This window comes from Phycisphaeraceae bacterium (assembly GCA_019454185.1).
Taxonomy (GTDB): Bacteria; Planctomycetota; Phycisphaerae; order Phycisphaerales; family UBA1924; genus JAHBWV01.
This window is the reverse complement of the sequence record CP075368.1, coordinates 305,975-324,152: the sequence shown is the minus strand read 5'-3', so window position 1 is coordinate 324,152 and position 18,178 is coordinate 305,975. Positions and strand designations below refer to the sequence as shown.

The 18,178-nt window shown below is 62.3% G+C and carries 11 protein-coding genes; 4 read left to right on the top strand and 7 right to left on the bottom strand.

The genetic code is table 11. The features are described from left to right. Positions 1 to 107: 107 nt before the first annotated feature. Positions 108 to 710, bottom strand: a complete 603-nt coding sequence (locus KF838_01320) for a hypothetical protein (protein ID QYK48508.1) — start codon at positions 708 to 710, stop codon at positions 108 to 110. A gap of 22 nt (positions 711 to 732) precedes the next feature. Next, positions 733 to 2,034, bottom strand: a complete 1,302-nt coding sequence (locus KF838_01315; protein QYK48507.1) for a hypothetical protein — start codon at positions 2,032 to 2,034, stop codon at positions 733 to 735. Between the two features lie 288 nt (positions 2,035 to 2,322). Here KF838_01315 and KF838_01310 point away from each other — a divergent pair, with 288 nt between their 5' ends. The 4 genes from KF838_01310 to KF838_01295 all read left to right on the top strand — a co-directional run bounded on the left by KF838_01310 (position 2,323) and on the right by KF838_01295 (position 6,086). Then, entirely contained in the window at positions 2,323 to 3,555 is a 1,233-nt protein-coding gene (locus tag KF838_01310; GenBank protein QYK48506.1) for an NAD-dependent epimerase/dehydratase family protein, read from the top strand. A 66-nt stretch (positions 3,556 to 3,621) separates the two neighbouring features. Further along, a complete protein-coding gene (locus KF838_01305) occupies positions 3,622 to 4,392 on the top strand; it encodes a hypothetical protein (protein QYK48505.1) in 771 nt (256 codons plus the stop codon). Between the two features lie 227 nt (positions 4,393 to 4,619). After that, positions 4,620 to 5,291, top strand: a complete 672-nt coding sequence (locus KF838_01300) for a hypothetical protein (GenBank protein ID QYK48504.1) — start codon at positions 4,620 to 4,622, stop codon at positions 5,289 to 5,291. Positions 5,292 to 5,432: 141 nt separating this feature from the next. Beyond that, complete coding sequence (locus KF838_01295) at positions 5,433 to 6,086, top strand: DUF2959 domain-containing protein (protein QYK48503.1); 654 nt, start codon at positions 5,433 to 5,435, stop codon at positions 6,084 to 6,086. An 18-nt stretch (positions 6,087 to 6,104) separates the two neighbouring features. Here KF838_01295 and KF838_01290 read toward each other — a convergent pair whose 3' ends face one another. The 5 genes from KF838_01290 to rpoB all read right to left on the bottom strand — a co-directional run bounded on the left by KF838_01290 (position 6,105) and on the right by rpoB (position 18,044). Beyond that, the gene (locus KF838_01290; GenBank protein QYK48502.1) at positions 6,105 to 6,833 is read right to left on the bottom strand and encodes a hypothetical protein; all 729 of its coding nucleotides are present in this window, start codon (positions 6,831 to 6,833) and stop codon (positions 6,105 to 6,107) included. 924 nt (positions 6,834 to 7,757) lie between these two features. Further along, positions 7,758 to 8,858, bottom strand: a complete 1,101-nt coding sequence (locus tag KF838_01285; protein QYK48501.1) for a hypothetical protein — start codon at positions 8,856 to 8,858, stop codon at positions 7,758 to 7,760. Between the two features lie 78 nt (positions 8,859 to 8,936). Next, on the bottom strand, positions 8,937 to 9,581 hold the full coding sequence (locus KF838_01280) for a DUF1905 domain-containing protein (GenBank protein QYK48500.1): 645 nt from the start codon (positions 9,579 to 9,581) through the stop codon (positions 8,937 to 8,939). Positions 9,582 to 9,743: 162 nt separating this feature from the next. Further along, positions 9,744 to 14,129 (bottom strand): DNA-directed RNA polymerase subunit beta', encoded by a 4,386-nt coding sequence (rpoC, locus tag KF838_01275; protein ID QYK48499.1) that lies wholly within the window; start codon positions 14,127 to 14,129, stop codon positions 9,744 to 9,746. A 105-nt stretch (positions 14,130 to 14,234) separates the two neighbouring features. Further along, positions 14,235 to 18,044, bottom strand: a complete 3,810-nt coding sequence (gene rpoB / locus KF838_01270; GenBank protein QYK48498.1) for a DNA-directed RNA polymerase subunit beta — start codon at positions 18,042 to 18,044, stop codon at positions 14,235 to 14,237. Between the last annotated feature and the right edge of the window lie 134 nt (positions 18,045 to 18,178).

The window sequence follows — 18,178 nt, the reverse complement described above, 5'->3', positions numbered from 1 at the left end:
CCGCAACCGGCAACGCCGGTGGACCACTGTTGAGATCCGACGCCTCCGCGAGGCCGGACCGATCAGGACTGCTTACTCAGCGTACCAAGCCGGAGCGACGGCGTGTGTCAGCCGCCGAACTTCGATGCTGCCGCCTTCACGGCGTTTTCGAGGCCCGAGAGCGCGGTGCCGAGTTCCTTGGAGAGGGGCTCCCATGTGTCAGCCGCGGCGTTCTTCAGTTCGCCGAGTTTCGACTCAACGCCGACGACGTTGTCCTTGACACCCTTGACGAGATTCTCCATAACGGGCTTCTCAAGGCCTGTCGCCTCGGAGGCCTTCTTGGCCCAACCGTCTACGAGGGGCTTGACCTCGGCGAGTTTCTCTTCGGCGGCCTTGATGGTGGCGTCTTTGGCCTTGAGAGCGGCTTCGCTGACGGCGTCCACGGCTTCGCCCGCCTTGTCGGCGACGGCGGCCCCGGCATTCTTCACGGCGTTGCCCGCACTGCCGAGGGCATCGCCGGTCTTCTGGGCGGTATCATCGACGACGCGCTTCGTCGCATCACCCGCCGACTCACCCTCTTTGCAGGCGGTCATGGAGCCGGTGAGCAGGACACACGAAACAACCAGCGATAGTCTCGCGATCTCTTTCATTGCTTTCATCCCCTGAGCGTCTTTCGACATCCGCACGCGCAGATGACGCGGCGACGCACTATGCCCGATGAATACGAGCATTACGCGAAGGGTATGCACGCGTTCATGGAGCGTTTGTTCGCGTGTCGTACGCACGTCCGAGCACGAAGGCGGCTCCAACCCAGAGGAGTGCAACGGGCATCGCAACGGCACCGAGCGCAACGGCTGCGCTCAGACCGGCGTAGGCGCCGACGGTTCCCCACGCGCCGACCTGGTCTCCGAGTCGGTAGACAAAGGTGTCGATGAAGGCCTTGGTCTTGTACTTCTCATCGACGGTTGTGATGGTGTAGAGGGTTTCCCGTGCCGGGCGATCGATGGCGTAGTGCAGTCCACGGCGCGTGACCTGGAAGATAAACAGGATGATGAAGAGCGTGCGCATGGATGCGGCGTGGTCGGCGTTGCCGTCTGCGGCGTGCGAGAGCGCGGCCCACGCCATGACGCCGAATCCGATCATCGTGACGAGCGGCACAATCAGGAGAGAACCGGTCAGGCCGATCCACCTGAGGAGCCGGGCGGTCAGGAACAGCTGCGTCAGAAGCGTCACGGTGTTGACCCAGAGGTCGAGAGAGGCGAAGGCCCTGGTGCGGTCGGCGCGGTCGGGGTACATCGCGCTGATCACGCGTGCCTGCTCAACGTAGAGCACCGTCGCGGTCACGGTGAACAGGAACATGTAGAGGGCGACTTTCTGGAGGTACTTCGAGCGAGCGAGAAGCCGGAATCCTTCGAGCGGGCGGGGGCCCGGCTCACGCGGGCTCTGCGCTGAGACATCGGGACGGGCGCGCTCGCGCCTGAGAATCGCTCCGGCAACCCACACCGCGACTTCGAGCACGCCCGCGGAGAGGAGAAGCAGATAGCCCATGCGCTCGGGGCCGAGTGCACCGGTAAGCATGCCGGTCGCGGCGGCTCCGCCCATCGCGCCCAGCGTCCCCCCCACTCCTATCGCTCCGAAGAGACGCTTGGCCTCGTCCGGATTGTGAACGTCGGCCATGACGGACCAGAAGATGGAGACAACGAAGAGGTTGAACACGCTCAGCCAGATATAGAACGCGTAGGCGAGCCACAACGGCGGCTCGCCCGCGTTCATCATCAGGGCGACGAAGAACACAACGATGTTGAGCATGAAGAAGCGGTACGTCCACGGGATGAAGACGCGTCGCGCCGTGCGCGACACGAACCAGGCGTACACAGGATTGATCACGAGCATCGCGAGGAGCGTGCCCGTCATGAGCCAGGGGAGTTTTGAGAAGCCCCCCTCAACGCCCATCGTCTCGCGGACTGGGCGGAGCATGTAGTAGCTGAACAGGATCAGGAAGAAGTACGCGGCGCAGAGGATCAGTCGCCGGCCCTCGCCGGGACGAATCTGCATCAGATGCGAGATCGCTCCGGAACGAGCGATGGCTGGGGTGCTGGGGCCTGTTGCAGGAGATGAGTGATCGGCATCTGGCACGCCCTCCAGCGTACCCGCTTGCGATCGATGCGATGCAGGGGAGGCCGCCATTCGCCGAGCATGGTTGATTGATGGACGCCGCGCGGGGGGCGGGGCATGGTGAGCGGGGCTTGGGAGGTGTGGACGGGGTGCCGCAACCGTTCGAATCGGACGATGTAGACACTCGCCGTGCCCCACATCGCGTAGGACCAGCATCGGAGAACGCTCGTGACGATCACCCGCCGCCACTTTGTCCACACCCTCCTTGCCACAGGTGCCGCCACGGCGATTGCCACGCCCCGGGCGCTCGCGTGGCAGCGGCGGGCGGTCAAGCCCAAGTCGATCCTGATCCTGGGCGGCACTGGGTTTCTCGGGCCGGCGACGATCGAGGCGGCTCTCGCCCGGGGGCACAAGGTCACGATCTTCAATCGCGGACGGACAGAGAGGTATCGCCCGCTCAAGCACGAGGCCGTCGAGCATCTCTACGGCAATCGCGACCCTGAGAAGCACGCGCAGGAGGACGACACTACCACGCCGAAGGGCCTCTCTCAGTTGGAGGGGAAGAAGTTTGATGTGGTGATCGACAACTCGGGGTACTACCCGCGGATCGTGAAGGCGTCGGCGGAATGGGCCGCGAAGAACGCGGGGATGTACATCTTCATCTCCAGCATCTCCGCGTATGCCAGCAGCGCGACGCCGGAGGGCGACGAGAGTGCGCCGGTCGGGACGATGGAAGATCCGACGATTGAGAACATGGGGCCTTCGTTCGAGTACTACGGACCGCTGAAGGCGCTCTGCGAGCAGGCCTCCGAGGCCGCCATGCCGGGCAAGGCCGCGATCGTTCGCCCGGGGTACATCGTCGGCCCCGGGGACCCGACGGATCGATTCACGTATTGGCCTGTGCGTGCGAATATGGGAGGCGAGATGCTCGCCCCGGGGAATCCCGACGATCCGATCCAGATCATCGATGTCCGTGACCTTGCGGAGTTCCTGATCACGCTGGCCGAGAACAGCACCGCCGGCGTCTTCAATGCGGTCGGTCCCGCGTCGCCGGCCCGGTGGGGCGACGTGCTCAACGCGTGTGCCGCGGCTGCTGCGAGCAAGCCGACGCTGACCTGGATCGACAGCGAGTTCCTGCAATCCAACGGGCTTCCGGGCGGGTCGCTCCCGATCTGGATCCCACCCCAGGGGGACTACGCGGGATTCCACCGCTGGTCGAACGACCGCGCCGAGGCGGCGGGGCTCCGATTCAGACCGCTTGAGACCATCGTTCGCGACACGCTCGCCTGGTGGCCTTCTGAGGTTGATCGACGCCGCAGGGCCGGGGATCTTCTGACCGAAGAGGCCAAGGCCGCGGGGAGGGAGCCGCCCCGGCTTGGCGATCCGACGCTGCTCAAGGCGGGTATCCCGCCGGAGCGTGAGCAGGCGATGCTCTCGGCGTGGCACGATTCGAGAAAGTGACCTGTGCGACTCCTCCACCACCCGGGTCGGCTTGATGCCGCCCCGGGTGTTTGCTTTGATGCGGGCATGAAAATCGGCATCCCCGCACCTGTCGCCCTCCGGTCGCTCCTCTTGGCGGCAGTCGTCGCCCTGTTCCTGACCGAGTCGTTCGGGCAGGACTCGCGAGAGATCCGCGACGACCAGAGGCACTTCACGATCGAGATCCCCGCCGGTTGGACACGCCTTGCGGACGAGGAGATCGAGCGCGTCAATCGGGTCTGGACGAACTCCCAGGGTGCCACGGACGGGGCTGAGAAGTACCTCATGGGTCTGGTTCCGGATGTGCAGCCGGACACGGGACGCGTGCTTGTGCTGGTTGAATGGGAATCGGGCGGTTATGCGGCATTGAACCGATCGGAGATCGAGCGGATCGTGGGCTCGAACATTGAAGCGGTCAGCCGCGGTTTAGGAGCCGCTGCGGGGGCGGAACTCTCGGATCCCTCGTTCGACTGGGTGCGTTCGAGGATCACGTTTATGACTTCCCTCCCCTCGCCTGCGGGCCCTGTGGAGGCGATCACATATGGGCTGCTCGCGATCGACGGCGTTCTCTGGCTGCACTGCTACACACCTGCTTCCGAGATCGGCTCGATGGGTCCGACCTTTGCGATGCTCGCGAACGCGGTCCGGCTGGATCCGGCGTACGTCCTGAGGCCTATGGCGGATGCCGTGCCTGGGGACGGCCAGAGCGGCCCTGATCCAGCATCGGGCGGGGGTGTCATGCCCCTTGTTCTGGTCGGGCTGCTGATCTTCCTTATCGTCGGCTGGGTGATGATGCGCAAGCAGTCGCCCAGGGCGTAAGTGCTTGTGGCGGTGGGTGCTCGCACTCACTGTTTTGGCTTTATTTGGGTTCCATGGCGTTCTCGGCCTGTGAATCCAGAGAACTTGTATCAATCCTCCGGAATTTGCTGGCCATTCCGAGCACACAGCGCATCTTTAGCCCTAGTTGCGTCCGCTCGGCGTGAAAGCGCCGGCCACGGTTCGTTTTGTGCCGCGGCCAGGGATCGGGCGACGCATGGAGAAATCAGATGCGTCTGACTGTCATCATGATTGCCTCAGCGTGTGCCTCGGGATTCGCATCGTCCGCTCATGCCGACGCCGTCTATGGGCGGCTCGGACTGAAGGCGAACGAGAAGGCCTCATTCGCGGTCGTCGGTTACTCCGCGTCGCTGAATCAGGGCTTTGTGAACTCGAACGGGCACTCGGTCGTTCAGATCGGATCTGAGTTTCAGTCCATCGGTACGACGGTCAATGGCGCGGACATCATCGAGGCCAAGTGGTCAGAGGCCGCTCTTGCGACCGGCAACTTCATCGATGTGATCTTCCGCACGCGTCACGGCAGGGACATGGTGCCGCTGGGCACGCAGGTCAACGGACAGACCGCGGCGTTCTGGGGCTGGAACGTCGGCAAGACCGACGCGATCGAGTTCCAGTCCTGGGTCACCGACTTCAGATTGATCCGCGCGACGTGGTCGTTCTCCCTCAACGGCGGGAACTCCTTCATCCCGGGAGGCAACCACACCGCGCGGCAGCCGAGCCCGTGGAACGGCTTTGATCCGGGAGACCTGCTCGACGGGCAGTACATCGGTGCCGGCGTCAATGCGATCTCCGTCAGGTATCACTTCGAGCTGATTCCGGCACCGAGCGCGGTCGCCCTCTTGGGACTCGCCGGGCTTGTCACGGGTCGGCGTCGGCGCTGAGTCGAATTGATCAACCCACTTTCGCGGCGGTGTCGCTCTGTGGCTCCGCCGCTTGTCTTTTTCAGGAAACGCGCCGGTAGAGAACAGTCGCAGCGCAGCTGCTGGAGCATCACGTACAATCCCGCTCCACGGAGGTTCTGCATGCGTGTACTTCTGCTCCCGATGGCTCTTGCCGCGTTCGCGACTCTTGTCGGCTGCTCATCGACCCAGATCGCTGTAAAGGAGTCGCTCGGCTATGCCAAGCGTGAGCAACTGGTCGATCGCGTGGAGGATGCGCGAGACGGGCAGGAAGCGGCGAAAGTACAGTTCGAGTCTGCGCTCGCCGAGTTCCTCTCGGTGACGGGGGCTGACACCGGCGAGCTTGAGAAGAAGTACGCCTCGATCAAGAAGCAGTACGACAGGTGCGAGGATCGGGCGGCATCCGTGCGGTCGCGCATCAAGGACGTCGATCGCGTGGCGAACGCGCTGTTCAAGGAATGGAACGCGGAGCTCGGACAGTACTCGTCAGCCGAGATGCGTGCGGCTTCCAAGCGCCAGCTCGACGACACGAAGACCAAGTATGACGCGTTGCTCTCCACCATGAAGCAGGCGGCGGCGAAGATGGACCCGGTGCTCGCGGCGTTCAAGGACCAGACGCTCTTCCTGAAGCACAACCTGAACGCGCGGGCGATCGCGTCGCTCCAGCAGACGTCGGGCCAGATCCAGAGCGACGTGCAGGCGCTGGTCGCGGAGATGGAGCAGGCGATCAACGAGGCCAACGCGTTCATTCAGGAGATGCAGGCGGGGCAGGGGTGAGGGCTGGGTCTCGGGGCTTCAGCGGAGGTCGCGGGCGCGGATGCCGCCCTGCGAATGCACGAGCGGGAGATCGCCTACGAAGTGATCCGAGTAGAGTCTCCCGCTCTCAACAGTTGTTTCTACTACCTCAGTCAGTATCATTTGCTCTTGGGAGTAGGTTCCGGCATGGCCATCGGCGCCTGCGACACCCGCAGACCTTCCTAACGCATCGGCAAGTGCAATGAAGCCATCGGACTTCCACGGGTACTTCGCTACAAGTAACGATTTCTGCGACGGATACGTCACCTGTGACAGGCGCTGGGCGGCGATCTGTCTGGGGTGCGGACGCCGTGACTCAAGGACAAAGTGTGCGGCATTCGCGAGGTACACGCACGGAAGTACATAGTAAGTTTCATCGAGCGATCCACCTTTGGTGAACGGAGTAATGAATGACTTGTCGCGGTAGCTTCCCGCGTAATATTGATCGGCGAGTTGAAAGTGCCAGTAACGGCTCATCGCGAAATAGGGAAGAGGGAATTCAATTGTCGCCGATTCACAGCGAGCAACCGAGGAGCCATCGTCATTGAGCTGGAATGCAGGCATGGAGTCCTTGTAGTCGGCTGCATATGAGTGAAGAACGGCAGCGTGCGATCTGAGATTTGATTCATTGATGCGATTCAGTGCAGCGTTCTTAGAACCCATGAGATAAGATGTCGCCAGTGCGATCAAAGTTGCTATAATTACAATGGAAAGGCAGAGCTCCAGCATTGTGAAAGAAGGTCGTATAGATGCAAGTAACTGACGAATGAATGGGTTTGACCGCATAGACATCTCGTTTCCCTAACTGGTAGCCCGCCGCCATCTCGGCAGAATCAATGCGATCATGATCGCGACATTGCGGAATACCACCCACGCAAGCTCTCGATCTCGCTCGGCTTCCGGCGCAACTACACCGAAGCAACCGCATATGGGCGCAATGGGGGATGCTACTACATGCCAGCAGTAGAATATCGTCGCTAGCATTAGAAAGGTCGCCAAAGTGTACTCAATCAAGCATCGCTTGATTCCCAATAGCCACAATCCCGCTAGCAGGCATTCTACTGGGGGTACTACGACAACAATAGCCGATCGAATCGGTACTGGAAAGAGGATCCATGTGCGCAGTGCGATCGCGAAATCTTGAAGGTGAAGGAGCTTGATCGCTCCGGCGACACCAATTGCAATAACTGAAATCCATTTGAGCAGTTTGGTGAGGCGGCGCGCCTGCCCTCCTATCTCATATCGTCCACAAACAATCATCCCGAACACTCAGAGCTGCTTGTGTCTGGTTGAAGCACATTCACATTAGTGGTGCGAGCAGGATACTGCACGATGCAGTTTCCGCCAGGAGTGCATGCGCGTTTGTACCAAGTCACCGTGCAGACCTCGGGATTCTCGATATCAAGAAATCGCCAGCCCGGCTCCTCTTCTTCTACTTGTCTGTTACCGTTTACAATCGGATCCGTATAAATATCATCTGGACACGGAAATCCTGCACACTGTCGTGTCAAGTTCCAAGGAGGCTCATCTGCGAAATATGAGCATGGAGCCAGAAAATAAGTATAGCAGCAACACACAGCGAGTGCAGATGATGCTACTGCACCAAGACAAGTGGATGAACTAATTAGCCGGTACATGTTCACTCCTTTCATCCTATACATGCGTAATTCGGGCCCTCTGGATCCGTACGAGTACCAGAACAATCGTAACAATCGCCAGCATTACCCAGCCGGCGTACTGGAGGCGTTTCAGCGGCTTCACAGATTTACCTGATACTATTGCGCTTGCGCGGCGACTTGCATCGATTGAGTATGTCGCCCCCGACCCATCGCGCAGGTCTTGTAGTTGTACGAACTGCACATCTCCACGTATGGCATCTGTGCCGTCCACACGAGGTAGACGAGTTAGAACTTTGAAATCGCTAGGCGTGAATTCTTGAAAGCCCAAAGAACTCAAGGTATGGATCATTGTTTCGTCAGAGCTCGTCATCTTGTGGGTTAGCGTGCGCGGAGCGGCGATCGACCGCTCCGGCACTTGGATCCAGCCTGAAGTAACGAATTCCTCTCTGCCTGTCTCCTGTCCATCCATAAGAAAAAAGATGGCTACTGTTGCGATGGTGCCGTAGCCACCCACTTCGCTCCACTCGCCATCTGCCTTCACGCGACGACTCCGTGATCCATCGACGGGTATAGTGCAATCGAAGGACCATTTCTGCTTAGTAGCACTCAGGACTGGTGCGCATGTGGATGGGGAATTTTCGAGCATCTTGTCTAGTGTGCACGATGTCAGGCGCGAGAACTCGAAGGCGACGTCGTTGCCAACCAGATCAATTCGGTACTTCGACGATTCGATACCGGCTTGATCATCAATCAAGAGTTGTTCGTTGTTCAGACGCCACGCGAGGCCGCTCGCCCACACCGCGTCGTCGTACTCGATACCCGCGAAGGGCGGCTCGCGATTGAATCGCCACGAGTTGCCGGAACGCCAGATCTGTGACTGGATGATGGGGGCTTCGGCGGTGCCGCGATCGATCTCGCTAACAGGGCCTTTCTGCTCGCCGTAGGTGACGGCAAAGCGGATAGAGATGCCCTCGTACATCTCGGCCATTTTCTCGGTGGAGGTGATGGTGCGCCACCAGGCGAGGAAGGCCTCGTCGACGGGCTGTGAACTCGCCTTGGCGAAGACTGGACTCGTTGCGAGCACGAGAATCGCGAGGACGGTGGTCAGTCGATTCAGGGCGGCAGCAGCAAACATGTCGGCAGCATAAACCGGGGGGGGGGGGCCGTGTCAAGCGGCTCAAGGGGCGTTGTGACGGCAATGAGACTGATCCGATCAAGGGACGTCATCGTCGGCCACGGGACAAGTGAGACTCTTGTCGTACATGCCGGAGCGGTCGAAGCAGCAGGGGCGGCGCTTGCCGCTGGCGAGCATGTCGCAGGCCTTCCCGATGCGGAGGGCGCGGGTCTCGGCGCGTTTGCCGGATGTGATCCACTGGATCCAGTCGCGGCGGGCGGCGGGCGTGATGGACTTCCACGCGGCCCGGGCCGTGGCGCCATCGGGGCCCGCAGCCGCGACGAGGGCGCGGCGGAGGTCGGGGGGCACCACGGGCTCTGGCTCTTCGCCCGGCGCGACGGGCGTGATCTCGACCGTCACGGTCGAGCCGATCTCAATACCGGCGGCCTCGCGAAGCTTGCGTTCGACTTTCAGCCAGTGCCCTCCCCCACCGTCGGGCTGGAGCGTGGCCTCGAAGGGTGCCTGGTTCAGCACGCCTCGCACGGAGACCATGCCTCGGGATGGGAGTTTCGTGCTCGCGGCTTTGGGCAGCGTGAGGAATGACCAGCCGCTGCGGTCGGGCTTGGCGCCAGCGGTCGCCTTGGGTTTGTGGAGCGTGGCGGTGAAGCGGATGGAGGGATGAGCGAGCGGTGCCGATCGCCTGGTTGTCGCCTTGGATGTCGCATTGGCTGTCTTGCTGGACATGGTCGGATCAACTGTAGAAACGATCTGAATGGGATAAGGGGTGGGGTGCATCGAAGTCCGAAGCGAACTTCGATGGCACGAGGAATGGTCAGCAACGAAACGGACCCCGCCGAGGGGCGGGGTCCGGGTGGGACTTGGAGATTCGTTCGGACGGATGCGGAATCAGTTCTCGCGTGCGGCGTCTGTCGCCATGTTCACATCGCGGATCTCGATCTGAGGGACGCCGACGGAGTCGTTGCGATCCGCGCCGAGGGCCTCGGCGGCTTCGGCGGCCTCGGCGAGCATGCGTTCCTCGTCGTCGTCCGTCTCGGCCGGGAGTTCGACGAGATACTTCACGCGAAGGTCCTGGTAGGGGCGGAAGCCGGTGCCGGCGGGGATGAGGTGTCCGAGGAGGACGTTCTCTTTGAGGCCGACAAGGGTATCGACCGCGCCGCGGAGAGCCGCCTCGGTGAGGACCTTGGTCGATTCCTGGAACGATGCGCCGGAGAGGAACGAGTCGGACGAGAGCGCGGCCTTGGTGATGCCGAGCAGGAGGGTGCGCCCGGTCGCGGGGCGGGCCTTGCGGGCCTTTGCCCCTTCCTTGCCTGCGGCCTCTGCCTTGGCGTTGGCCTCTTTGATCTCAGTCCGGGTGACGAGCGCATCCATCGGCAGATCGGTTGATCCGGGATCGGTGACGCGGACCATCATCGCGATCTCGTTGTTCTGCTTGCGGAAGTCGAACTTGTCGACGACCTGATGGGGCAGAAGCTCCGTGTCTCCCGGATTCTCGACGCGGACCTTCCGCAGCATCTGGCTGAGGATCAGCTCGATGTGCTTGTCGTTGATGGTCACGCCCTGAGCCCGGTAGACGTTCTGGACCTCGTCGAGCATGTAGGTCCAGAGGGCTTCCTCACCCTTGATCCGGAGGATGTCGTGCGGCACCAGCGGGCCTTCCGTGAGGGCATCGCCGGCCTCGACGTGGTCGCCCGTGTGGACAAGAAGGATCTTGTCGCTGGGGACGTGGTGGTCCTTCTCGATGCCGGACTCGGAGACGACGCGGATGGTCATCTTGCCCTTGCGCTTGTCGGAGAGGATCTCGACCTTGCCCGAGATCTCGGCCATGACGGCCGGGTCCTTGGGCTTTCTGGCTTCGAAGATCTCCGTGACGCGGGGCAGACCACCGACGATGTCCTGCGAGCGTTCTGCGCCTCGGGGGAGACGCGCGAGCATCTGGCCGGCCTTGATGGGCGCGCCGTCCTTGATTTCCAGTCGGGCGCGAGCCGCGAGGAAGTGGAAGTCCAGGATGTGACCGGAATCGTCCACGATGTTGATCGCGGGACGCAGATCGCCCTTGTGCTCGATGATGACGAGGGCCTTCTTGCCCTGGCCGGCATCCTCTTCGCGGACGGTCTCGCCGATCTCGATATCGACGTACTGCACGTTGCCGGACTTCTCGGCGAGGACAGGCGTGCGGTGCGGGTCCCACTTGACGAGGACGTCGCCCTTCTTGACCTCTGCGCCGCTTGCGCAGAGCAGGTACGAGCCGTAGGGGATCTTGTACTTCTCGAGCTCGCGGCCCTTCGGATCAAGGATCGCGATCTCGGCGTTGCGCTTGAGGACGATGTGGACATCGCGGCCGTCGTCGTCCTTGCCGGGGACCTCGGCGCACTCGCGAAGCTCGACATGACCGGCGTTGAGGGCGCGGTACTCCGAATCGACGATCGAGCGGGTTCCGATGCCGCCCGTGTGGAACGTGCGCATCGTGAGCTGCGTGCCGGGCTCGCCGATGGACTGTGCGGCGATGATGCCAACGGCCATGCCGGGCTCGACGATTCGGCCGGTGGACATGTCCATGCCGTAGTCGAGGACCGAGCAACCGGTCTTGGACTCGGACGTCAAGGGCGAGCGGACGAGCACGGAATCGATGCCGAGATTTTCGATCTCTGCAGCGGCTTCGGCGGTGATCATCTGGTTCTCGGCGATGATCACCTTGTCGGTCATGGGGTTGATGACCGCGTTGACCGAGACGCGCCCGATGATCTGCTCGGAGAGCGGAACATCGACCTGCTCGCCCTTGTAGAGGGCTCGCTTGAGGACGCCGCGCTTGGAGCCGCAGTCGAGCTCGCCCACGATGACGGACTGGGCGATATCGCAGAGCTTGCGGGTGAGGTAGCCGGAGTCGGCGGTCTTGAGCGCGGTATCGGCCAGACCCTTTCGGGCGCCGTGCGTGGATGAGAAGTACTCGAGGATCGTGAGGCCCTCGCGGAAGTTCGAGCGGATGGGCGTCTCGATGATCTCGCCCGAGGGCTTAGCCATGAGGCCTCGCATGCCGGCGAGCTGGAGCATCTGGGCGACGTTGCCTCGGGCACCCGAGTCGGACATGAGGTAGACGGGGTTGAGGTAGGGCTTGCCCTTCTTGGTCTCGATATCGACGTACTCGCCCGCCTCGTCACGGCGATCGTGCTTGAGGGTTTCGACGAGCTTCTTGGTGACCTGCTCGCGGCAGTGCGACCAGATATCGATCAGCTGGTTGTAGCGTTCGCGATCGGTGATGATGCCCTTGTCGAAGTTCTTCTCGACACGATCGACCTTCTTCTGCGACTCGTCGATGAGGGCGAGCTTCTCTTTCGGGATGCGGAGATCGGTGATGCCGAAGGAGAGGCCGGCGAGCGTCGAACGCTTGAACCCGATCTCTTTCATGCGATCGAGGATGCCGATCGTGTCGGGCTTGCCGCAGTAACGGAAGGTGTCGTCGATGACGCGTGCACAGCCCTTCTTGCCGAGCGCGCAGTTGTAGAAGGGCATGCCCTTCTTGAGAATGTCAGAGAAGAGGATGCGTCCGGGGGTGGTGATGACGCGTCCGTCCTTGGGCATCGGCTCCGTGGGGCCTCCCTGGGACTTGACGACCTCGGTGAAGCCGTCGAGACGGACGAGGATCTTCTCGTGGATGCCGATGGTGCCGTGCTCGAAGGCGAGCAGGGCTTCCATGCGGTCCTTGAACGCCTTGTATGTCTTGTTCTCACGCTCGTCGGGGATCTCGGTCGTCAGGAAGTAGACGCCCATGACGATGTCCTGCGACGGCGAGATGATGGGCTTGCCGTTGGCAGGCGAGAAGATGTTGTTGGTCGAGAGCATGAGGACATGCGCCTCGGCCTGTGCCTCGACGGAGAGGGGGAGGTGGACAGCCATCTGGTCGCCGTCGAAGTCGGCGTTGAAGCCGCCGCAGACCAGCGGGTGGAGCTTGATGGCGTTGCCTTCGACGAGGACGGGCTCGAAGGCCTGGATGCCCATTCGGTGGAGTGTCGGGGCGCGGTTGAGAAGGACGGGGTGCTGGTAGATGACCTCTTCGAGGATGTCCCAGACCTCGGCGTCGCGACGCTCGAGCATGCGCTTTGCGGACTTGATGGTGTCGGCGAGGCCGTGCTCCTTGAGCTTCCTGATGATGAAGGGCTGGTAGAGCTCAAGGGCGATCTTCTTGGGAAGGCCGCATTGGTTGATCTTGAGTTCGGGACCGACGACGATGACGGAACGCGCGGAATAGTCGACACGCTTGCCGAGCAGGTTCTCGCGGAAGCGGCCCTGCTTGCCCTTGATCATGTCGGTCAGAGACTTGAGGGGACGGTTCGACGAGCCGAGCACCGGCCGGCGGCAGCGGTTGTTGTCGAACAGCGCGTCCACCGCCTGCTGGAGCATGCGCTTCTCGTTGCGGATGATCACGTCGGGCGCGTTCAGGTCCATCAGCTTCTTGAGCCGGTTGTTCCTGTTGATGATGCGCCGGTAGAGATCGTTCAGATCGCTCGTCGCGAAGTTGCCCGACTCGAGCAGCACGAGCGGGCGCAGGTCCGGCGGGATGACCGGGACCACGTCCATCACGAGCCACGCGGGGTTGTTCTCGCTCTTCCTGATCTGCTCGACCAGTTTGAGCCGCTTGGCGAGGTCCTTGATCTTCTGCTTGCTCTTGGTCTCGCGGAGTTCCTGACGCAACTGGTCGGAGAGGGCGTTGAGGTCGGTCTTCTCGATGAGGTCGCGGATCGCCTCGGCGCCCATGCGGGCCTTGAAGGCGTTGCCGTACTTCTCGACCGCCTGGCGGTGGTCGTCCTCGGTGAGTACCTGCTTGAACTTGAGCTCGGTGTCGCCACCGTCGATGACGACGTAATCCTGGTAGTAGATGACCTTCTCAAGGTCCGAGGTCTTCATGCCGAGGAGCGTGCCGAGGCGGCTGGGCATCGACTTGAAGAACCAGATGTGAACAACGGGCGCGGCAAGGTTGATGTGGCCCATGCGCTTGCGGCGGACACGGGAGTGCGTGACCTTGACGCCGCAGCGGTCGCAGATGATGCCCTTGTACTTCGTGCCGCGGAACTTGCCGCAGCCGCACTCGTAGTCGCGTTCGGGGCCGAAGATGCGCTCGCAGAAGAGCCCGTCCTTCTCGGGACGGTACGTGCGGTAGTTGATGGTCTCGGGCTTCTTGACCTCGCCGTAGGACCACGCCCGGATGTCGTTGGGCGACGCGAGCGTGACCTTGACGGCAGAGAAGTCATTCACGCGCTCGTAGACGGTCTCGGCCATGGGCGGGGACTCCGATGATCGGGCCGCGTGAAGCGGTCCCGTGATGTGCGGGCGGGATCAGGACGACAAACGGGAACGGAGACTGAACGGGGAACGGACCGACGCTCAGAGCAGAGACCCGCCCTGGAGCTGCTTCTTCTCCAGCGCGACGTTCATGCCGAGGCCCTTGAGTTCGTTGCAGAGAACGTCGAAGGCGACGGGCATGCCCGCTTCGAGCTTGTTGTAACCCTTGACCATGGACTCGTAGATCTTGGTGCGGCCCTCGACATCGTCGGACTTGACGGTGAGGAGTTCCTGGAGGATGTACGCGGCGCCGTAGGCCTCGAGCGCCCACACTTCCATCTCGCCGAAACGCTGGCCGCCGGTGCGGGCCTTGCCGCCGAGCGGCTGCTGCGTGATGAGCGAGTAAGGACCGGTCGCACGTGCATGGATCTTGTCATCCACGAGGTGGTGGAGCTTGAGCATGTACATATAGCCGACGGCGGTGCGCTGTGTGAATGGCTCACCGGTGCGCCCGTCGTGGAGCTGGATCTTGCCGCCCTTGGGCATGTGGGCGAGGATCTCGCGCCAATGGGGGAACGTGCCGGTCTTCTCGTAGTTGGCGAGGCGATCGACAACGCTCTTGTTGGCCTCGGCGACTGCGTCGTGAACCTCGTTCTCCGTCGCGCCGTCGAAGACGGGTGTGACGGCCTGGAACCCGAGGATTCGGGCGGCCCATCCGAGGTGCAGTTCGAGGATCTGGCCGACGTTCATTCGCGAGGGAACGCCCAGCGGGTTCAGGAGGATTTCGACGGGCGTGCCGTCTTCCATGAACGGCATCTCTTCCTCGGGGACGATTCGCGCGATGACGCCCTTGTTGCCGTGGCGTCCGGCCATCTTGTCGCCGACGGAGAGGTGACGCTTGGTGGCGAGATAGACCTTCACCATTTCGAGCACGCCGTTGGGCAGCTCGTCGCCACGCTTCATCTGGGCGACCTTGCGCTGCTTCTCCTTCTCGACCGCCTGGATGCGCGGCCAGAACTGAGAGTGGATGCGCTCGGCGTCGGCCTTGGTCTCCTTCGAGCCCTTGATCCACTTGATGTCGAAGGTCTTGATCTGCTCGAGGATGACCTCGCGGATGTCGGACGCGCCGACCTTCTGGCGGGTCATGGGATCGACGGTCTCGGTGCCGACAGCGGTGTTGATCGAGTCGATCATCTCCTTGAAGAGGGAGATCGCGCTGTCGTCCATCGACTGCTCGTAGGCCTCGATGTCCTTCTTGAGCTGCTTCTTCTGAGACTCGTTCATGTGCTGACGACGCGAGAACTTCCGCGCGCCGATCACCACGCCCTCGACGCCCGCGGGAACCTCCAGCGAGTCGTTCTTCACGTCCTCGCCCGCACGACCGAAGATCGCGTGCAGGAGCTTCTCTTCAGGAGTGAGCTCGGTCTTGCTCTTGGGGCTGACCTTTCCGACGAGGATGTCGCCGGGTCCGACGCGAGCGCCGATCCGGATGATGCCGCTCTCGTCGAGGTTGCGGAGCATCTTCTCGGAGACGTTCGGGATGTCGCGGGTGAACTCCTCGCGTCCCAGCTTCGTTTCGCGGATCTCGACGTCGAACGAGTCGATGTGGATCGAGGTGAAGACGTCGTCTTTGACCAGACGCTCGTTGATAACGATCGCGTCCTCGAAGTTGTATCCGTCGAACGTGTTGAACGCGACGAGCACGTTCTTGCCGATCGCGAGCTCGCCGTGCCTCGTCGACGCGCCGTCTGCGAGGATCTGGCCCTTCTCGACCTTCTGGCCTGGCTCGACGATCGGACGTTGATTGAGGCAGGTGCGCTCGTTGAGGCCGACGAACTTGCGGAGGACGTACTCGTCGGAGTTGTCGATGATGATGCGCTGGGCATCGGCGTATGTGACGGTGCCGCCGTTCTTGGCCCGAACGACCATGCCCGAATACTTGCCGATGTCCTTTTCAAGGCCCGTCGCGATGCAGGGCGGATCGACCTTGATGAGAGGCACGGCCTGACGCTGCATGTTCGAACCCATCAGCGCGCGGTTGGCGTCGTCGTGCTCGAGGAAGGGGATGAGCGCGGCGGAGATGCCGACGATCTGCTTCGGCGAGATGTCGATGTAGTCAACCTGCGAGGAATCGACCTCGGCGAGTTCGCCGTTCACGCGGGCGAGGATCATGCCCTTCTTGAGCTTGCCGTCCGGCTCCAGCGCGTCGGCGGGAGCGAGGACGGTCTTCATCTCCTCGTCGGCACGGAGGTAGACATTCTCGCCGGTGGACCTGCCGCCCTTGGCGACGCGGTACGCGGTCCGGAGGAACCCGTACTCGTCGACCATCGCGTAGATGCCGAGCGAAGCGATGAGACCGATGTTGGTGCCTTCGGGCGTCTCGATCGGACAGATGCGCCCGTAGTGCGAGATGTGGACGTCGCGAACCTCGAAGCCGGCCCGCTTGCGGTTCAGACCGCCGGGTCCGAGCGCCGACAGACGGCGCTCGTGGATGAGCGACGAGAGCGGGTTGGTCTGGTCAACAACCTGAGAGAGCTCGGAGCGGCCGAAGAAGAAATCGATAGCCGAGGAGATGCTCTTGGAGTTCACGAGATCGGCGATCTTCGCGACCTCGTCGGGGTTCTTGACGCTCATCCGCTCCTGAACGGTGCGCTTGAGCTTGAGGAAGCCCTTTCGGAGTTCCTCGACCGCGAGCTCGTCCAGCGTGCGCAGACGCCGGTTGCCCAGGTGATCGATGTCGTCAACGGCAGCGGCAGCGCGGCCGGTCTCGGGATCCTGACGATTCGAGCGGAGGTCGAGCATGTACTGCACCACGCGGAGGAAGTCCTCCGACGTGATGAACATGAGGTCCTCGGGGGTGTTCAGATCGAACTTGCGGTTGATGCGGAAGCGACCGACGCGACCCAGCCGGTAGCGGTTCTCGTCGAAGAACTTCTCCTGGAAGAGCTGGCGCGCCTTCTCGACCTGCGGCGGGTTGCCGGGGCGGAGCTTCGAATAGATCTTGAGCAGCGCGCGCTCGTACTCGGTGGACGCCTCGAACTGCTCGAGACGCTCTTCGGCGATCGTGTTGAGGATGAGCGTGTCGCTGGGGTTCTCAACGACGCGGACCGTCTTCAGGGACGAAGAGATGATCTTCGCCGCACCCTCTTCACCGATCTGGCGCCCGACGTGGACGATCTCTTCGCCGGACTCGGTGTCGATGATCGAAGCCGCGGCCCAGTGGTCGGCGCGGACGTTCTCGGCCTTCACGTCGCTGACGACGTAGAAGAGCGAGATCAGAGCGTCGGTGGTTGAGATCGACTCGTCGAGGCATCGCAGGAAGGTGGTCGCCGCGAGCTTCGTCGACTGGTCGATGCGCATCGCCAGGACGTCCTTCTTCGTCACCTCCAGCTCGATCCACGAGCCGCGCTCGGGGATGATGCGGGCCGAGTGCAGTGGGCGATCGGCCTCGCTGGAGACAATGGAGAAGTCCACACCGGGGGAGCGGTGGAGCTGGCTGACGATGACGCGCTCGGCACCGTTCACGATGAACTCGCCGCCGCCCATCATGATGGGGAACTCGCCGAGGTAGATGTCTTCCTCGGGGAGATCGGGGTGGTTCTCGCGCTTCAGCCGGACGGCGATGCGGAAGGGCCGCCCGTATGTCAGCCGGAGTTCGCGGCACTCGTCGGAGGTGTAGCGGGCTTCCTCCAGAACGTAGTGCAGGTACTCAAGAGACATGGTCTCGTCGTACGACTTAATGGGGAAGACCTCCCTGAGGAGGGACTCGAGCCCCATGTGGATGTCGCGTGACTCGGGGCCACGCGCCAACTGGAGAAAGCGCTCGTATGCATCATGCTGGACCTGGTTGAGATCCGGCACATCGATCGCATCGCCGCGCTTTGCGAAGTTCCGCACCTTCGTCGAAGCCATCAGCTACCTCGTGATGGAGAAACAGCCCAGCCCGATCGTTGCCGTCGGGCGGGGCGGTCGGTTGTTACTGAATGCGTTCTAATCCCTGTCGCACCCGTTGCGTTCCGAACCAAACAGTGTATACCCCTCGCGCT

What these genes read in the sequence shown, in the direction of transcription:
- rpoC (QYK48499.1), bottom strand. Translation starts at nt 14,129, where the DNA reads ATGGCCGAGACCGTCTACGAGCGCGTGAATGACTTCTCTGCCGTCAAG.
- KF838_01305 (QYK48505.1), top strand. Translation starts at nt 3,622, where the DNA reads ATGAAAATCGGCATCCCCGCACCTGTCGCCCTCCGGTCGCTCCTCTTG.
- rpoB (QYK48498.1), bottom strand. Translation starts at nt 18,044, where the DNA reads ATGGCTTCGACGAAGGTGCGGAACTTCGCAAAGCGCGGCGATGCGATC.
- KF838_01290 (QYK48502.1), bottom strand. Translation starts at nt 6,833, where the DNA reads ATGCTGGAGCTCTGCCTTTCCATTGTAATTATAGCAACTTTGATCGCA.
- KF838_01285 (QYK48501.1), bottom strand. Translation starts at nt 8,858, where the DNA reads ATGTTTGCTGCTGCCGCCCTGAATCGACTGACCACCGTCCTCGCGATT.
- KF838_01315 (QYK48507.1), bottom strand. Translation starts at nt 2,034, where the DNA reads ATGCAGATTCGTCCCGGCGAGGGCCGGCGACTGATCCTCTGCGCCGCG.
- KF838_01295 (QYK48503.1), top strand. Translation starts at nt 5,433, where the DNA reads ATGCGTGTACTTCTGCTCCCGATGGCTCTTGCCGCGTTCGCGACTCTT.
- KF838_01280 (QYK48500.1), bottom strand. Translation starts at nt 9,581, where the DNA reads ATGTCCAGCAAGACAGCCAATGCGACATCCAAGGCGACAACCAGGCGA.
- KF838_01320 (QYK48508.1), bottom strand. Translation starts at nt 710, where the DNA reads ATGCTCGTATTCATCGGGCATAGTGCGTCGCCGCGTCATCTGCGCGTG.
- KF838_01300 (QYK48504.1), top strand. Translation starts at nt 4,620, where the DNA reads ATGCGTCTGACTGTCATCATGATTGCCTCAGCGTGTGCCTCGGGATTC.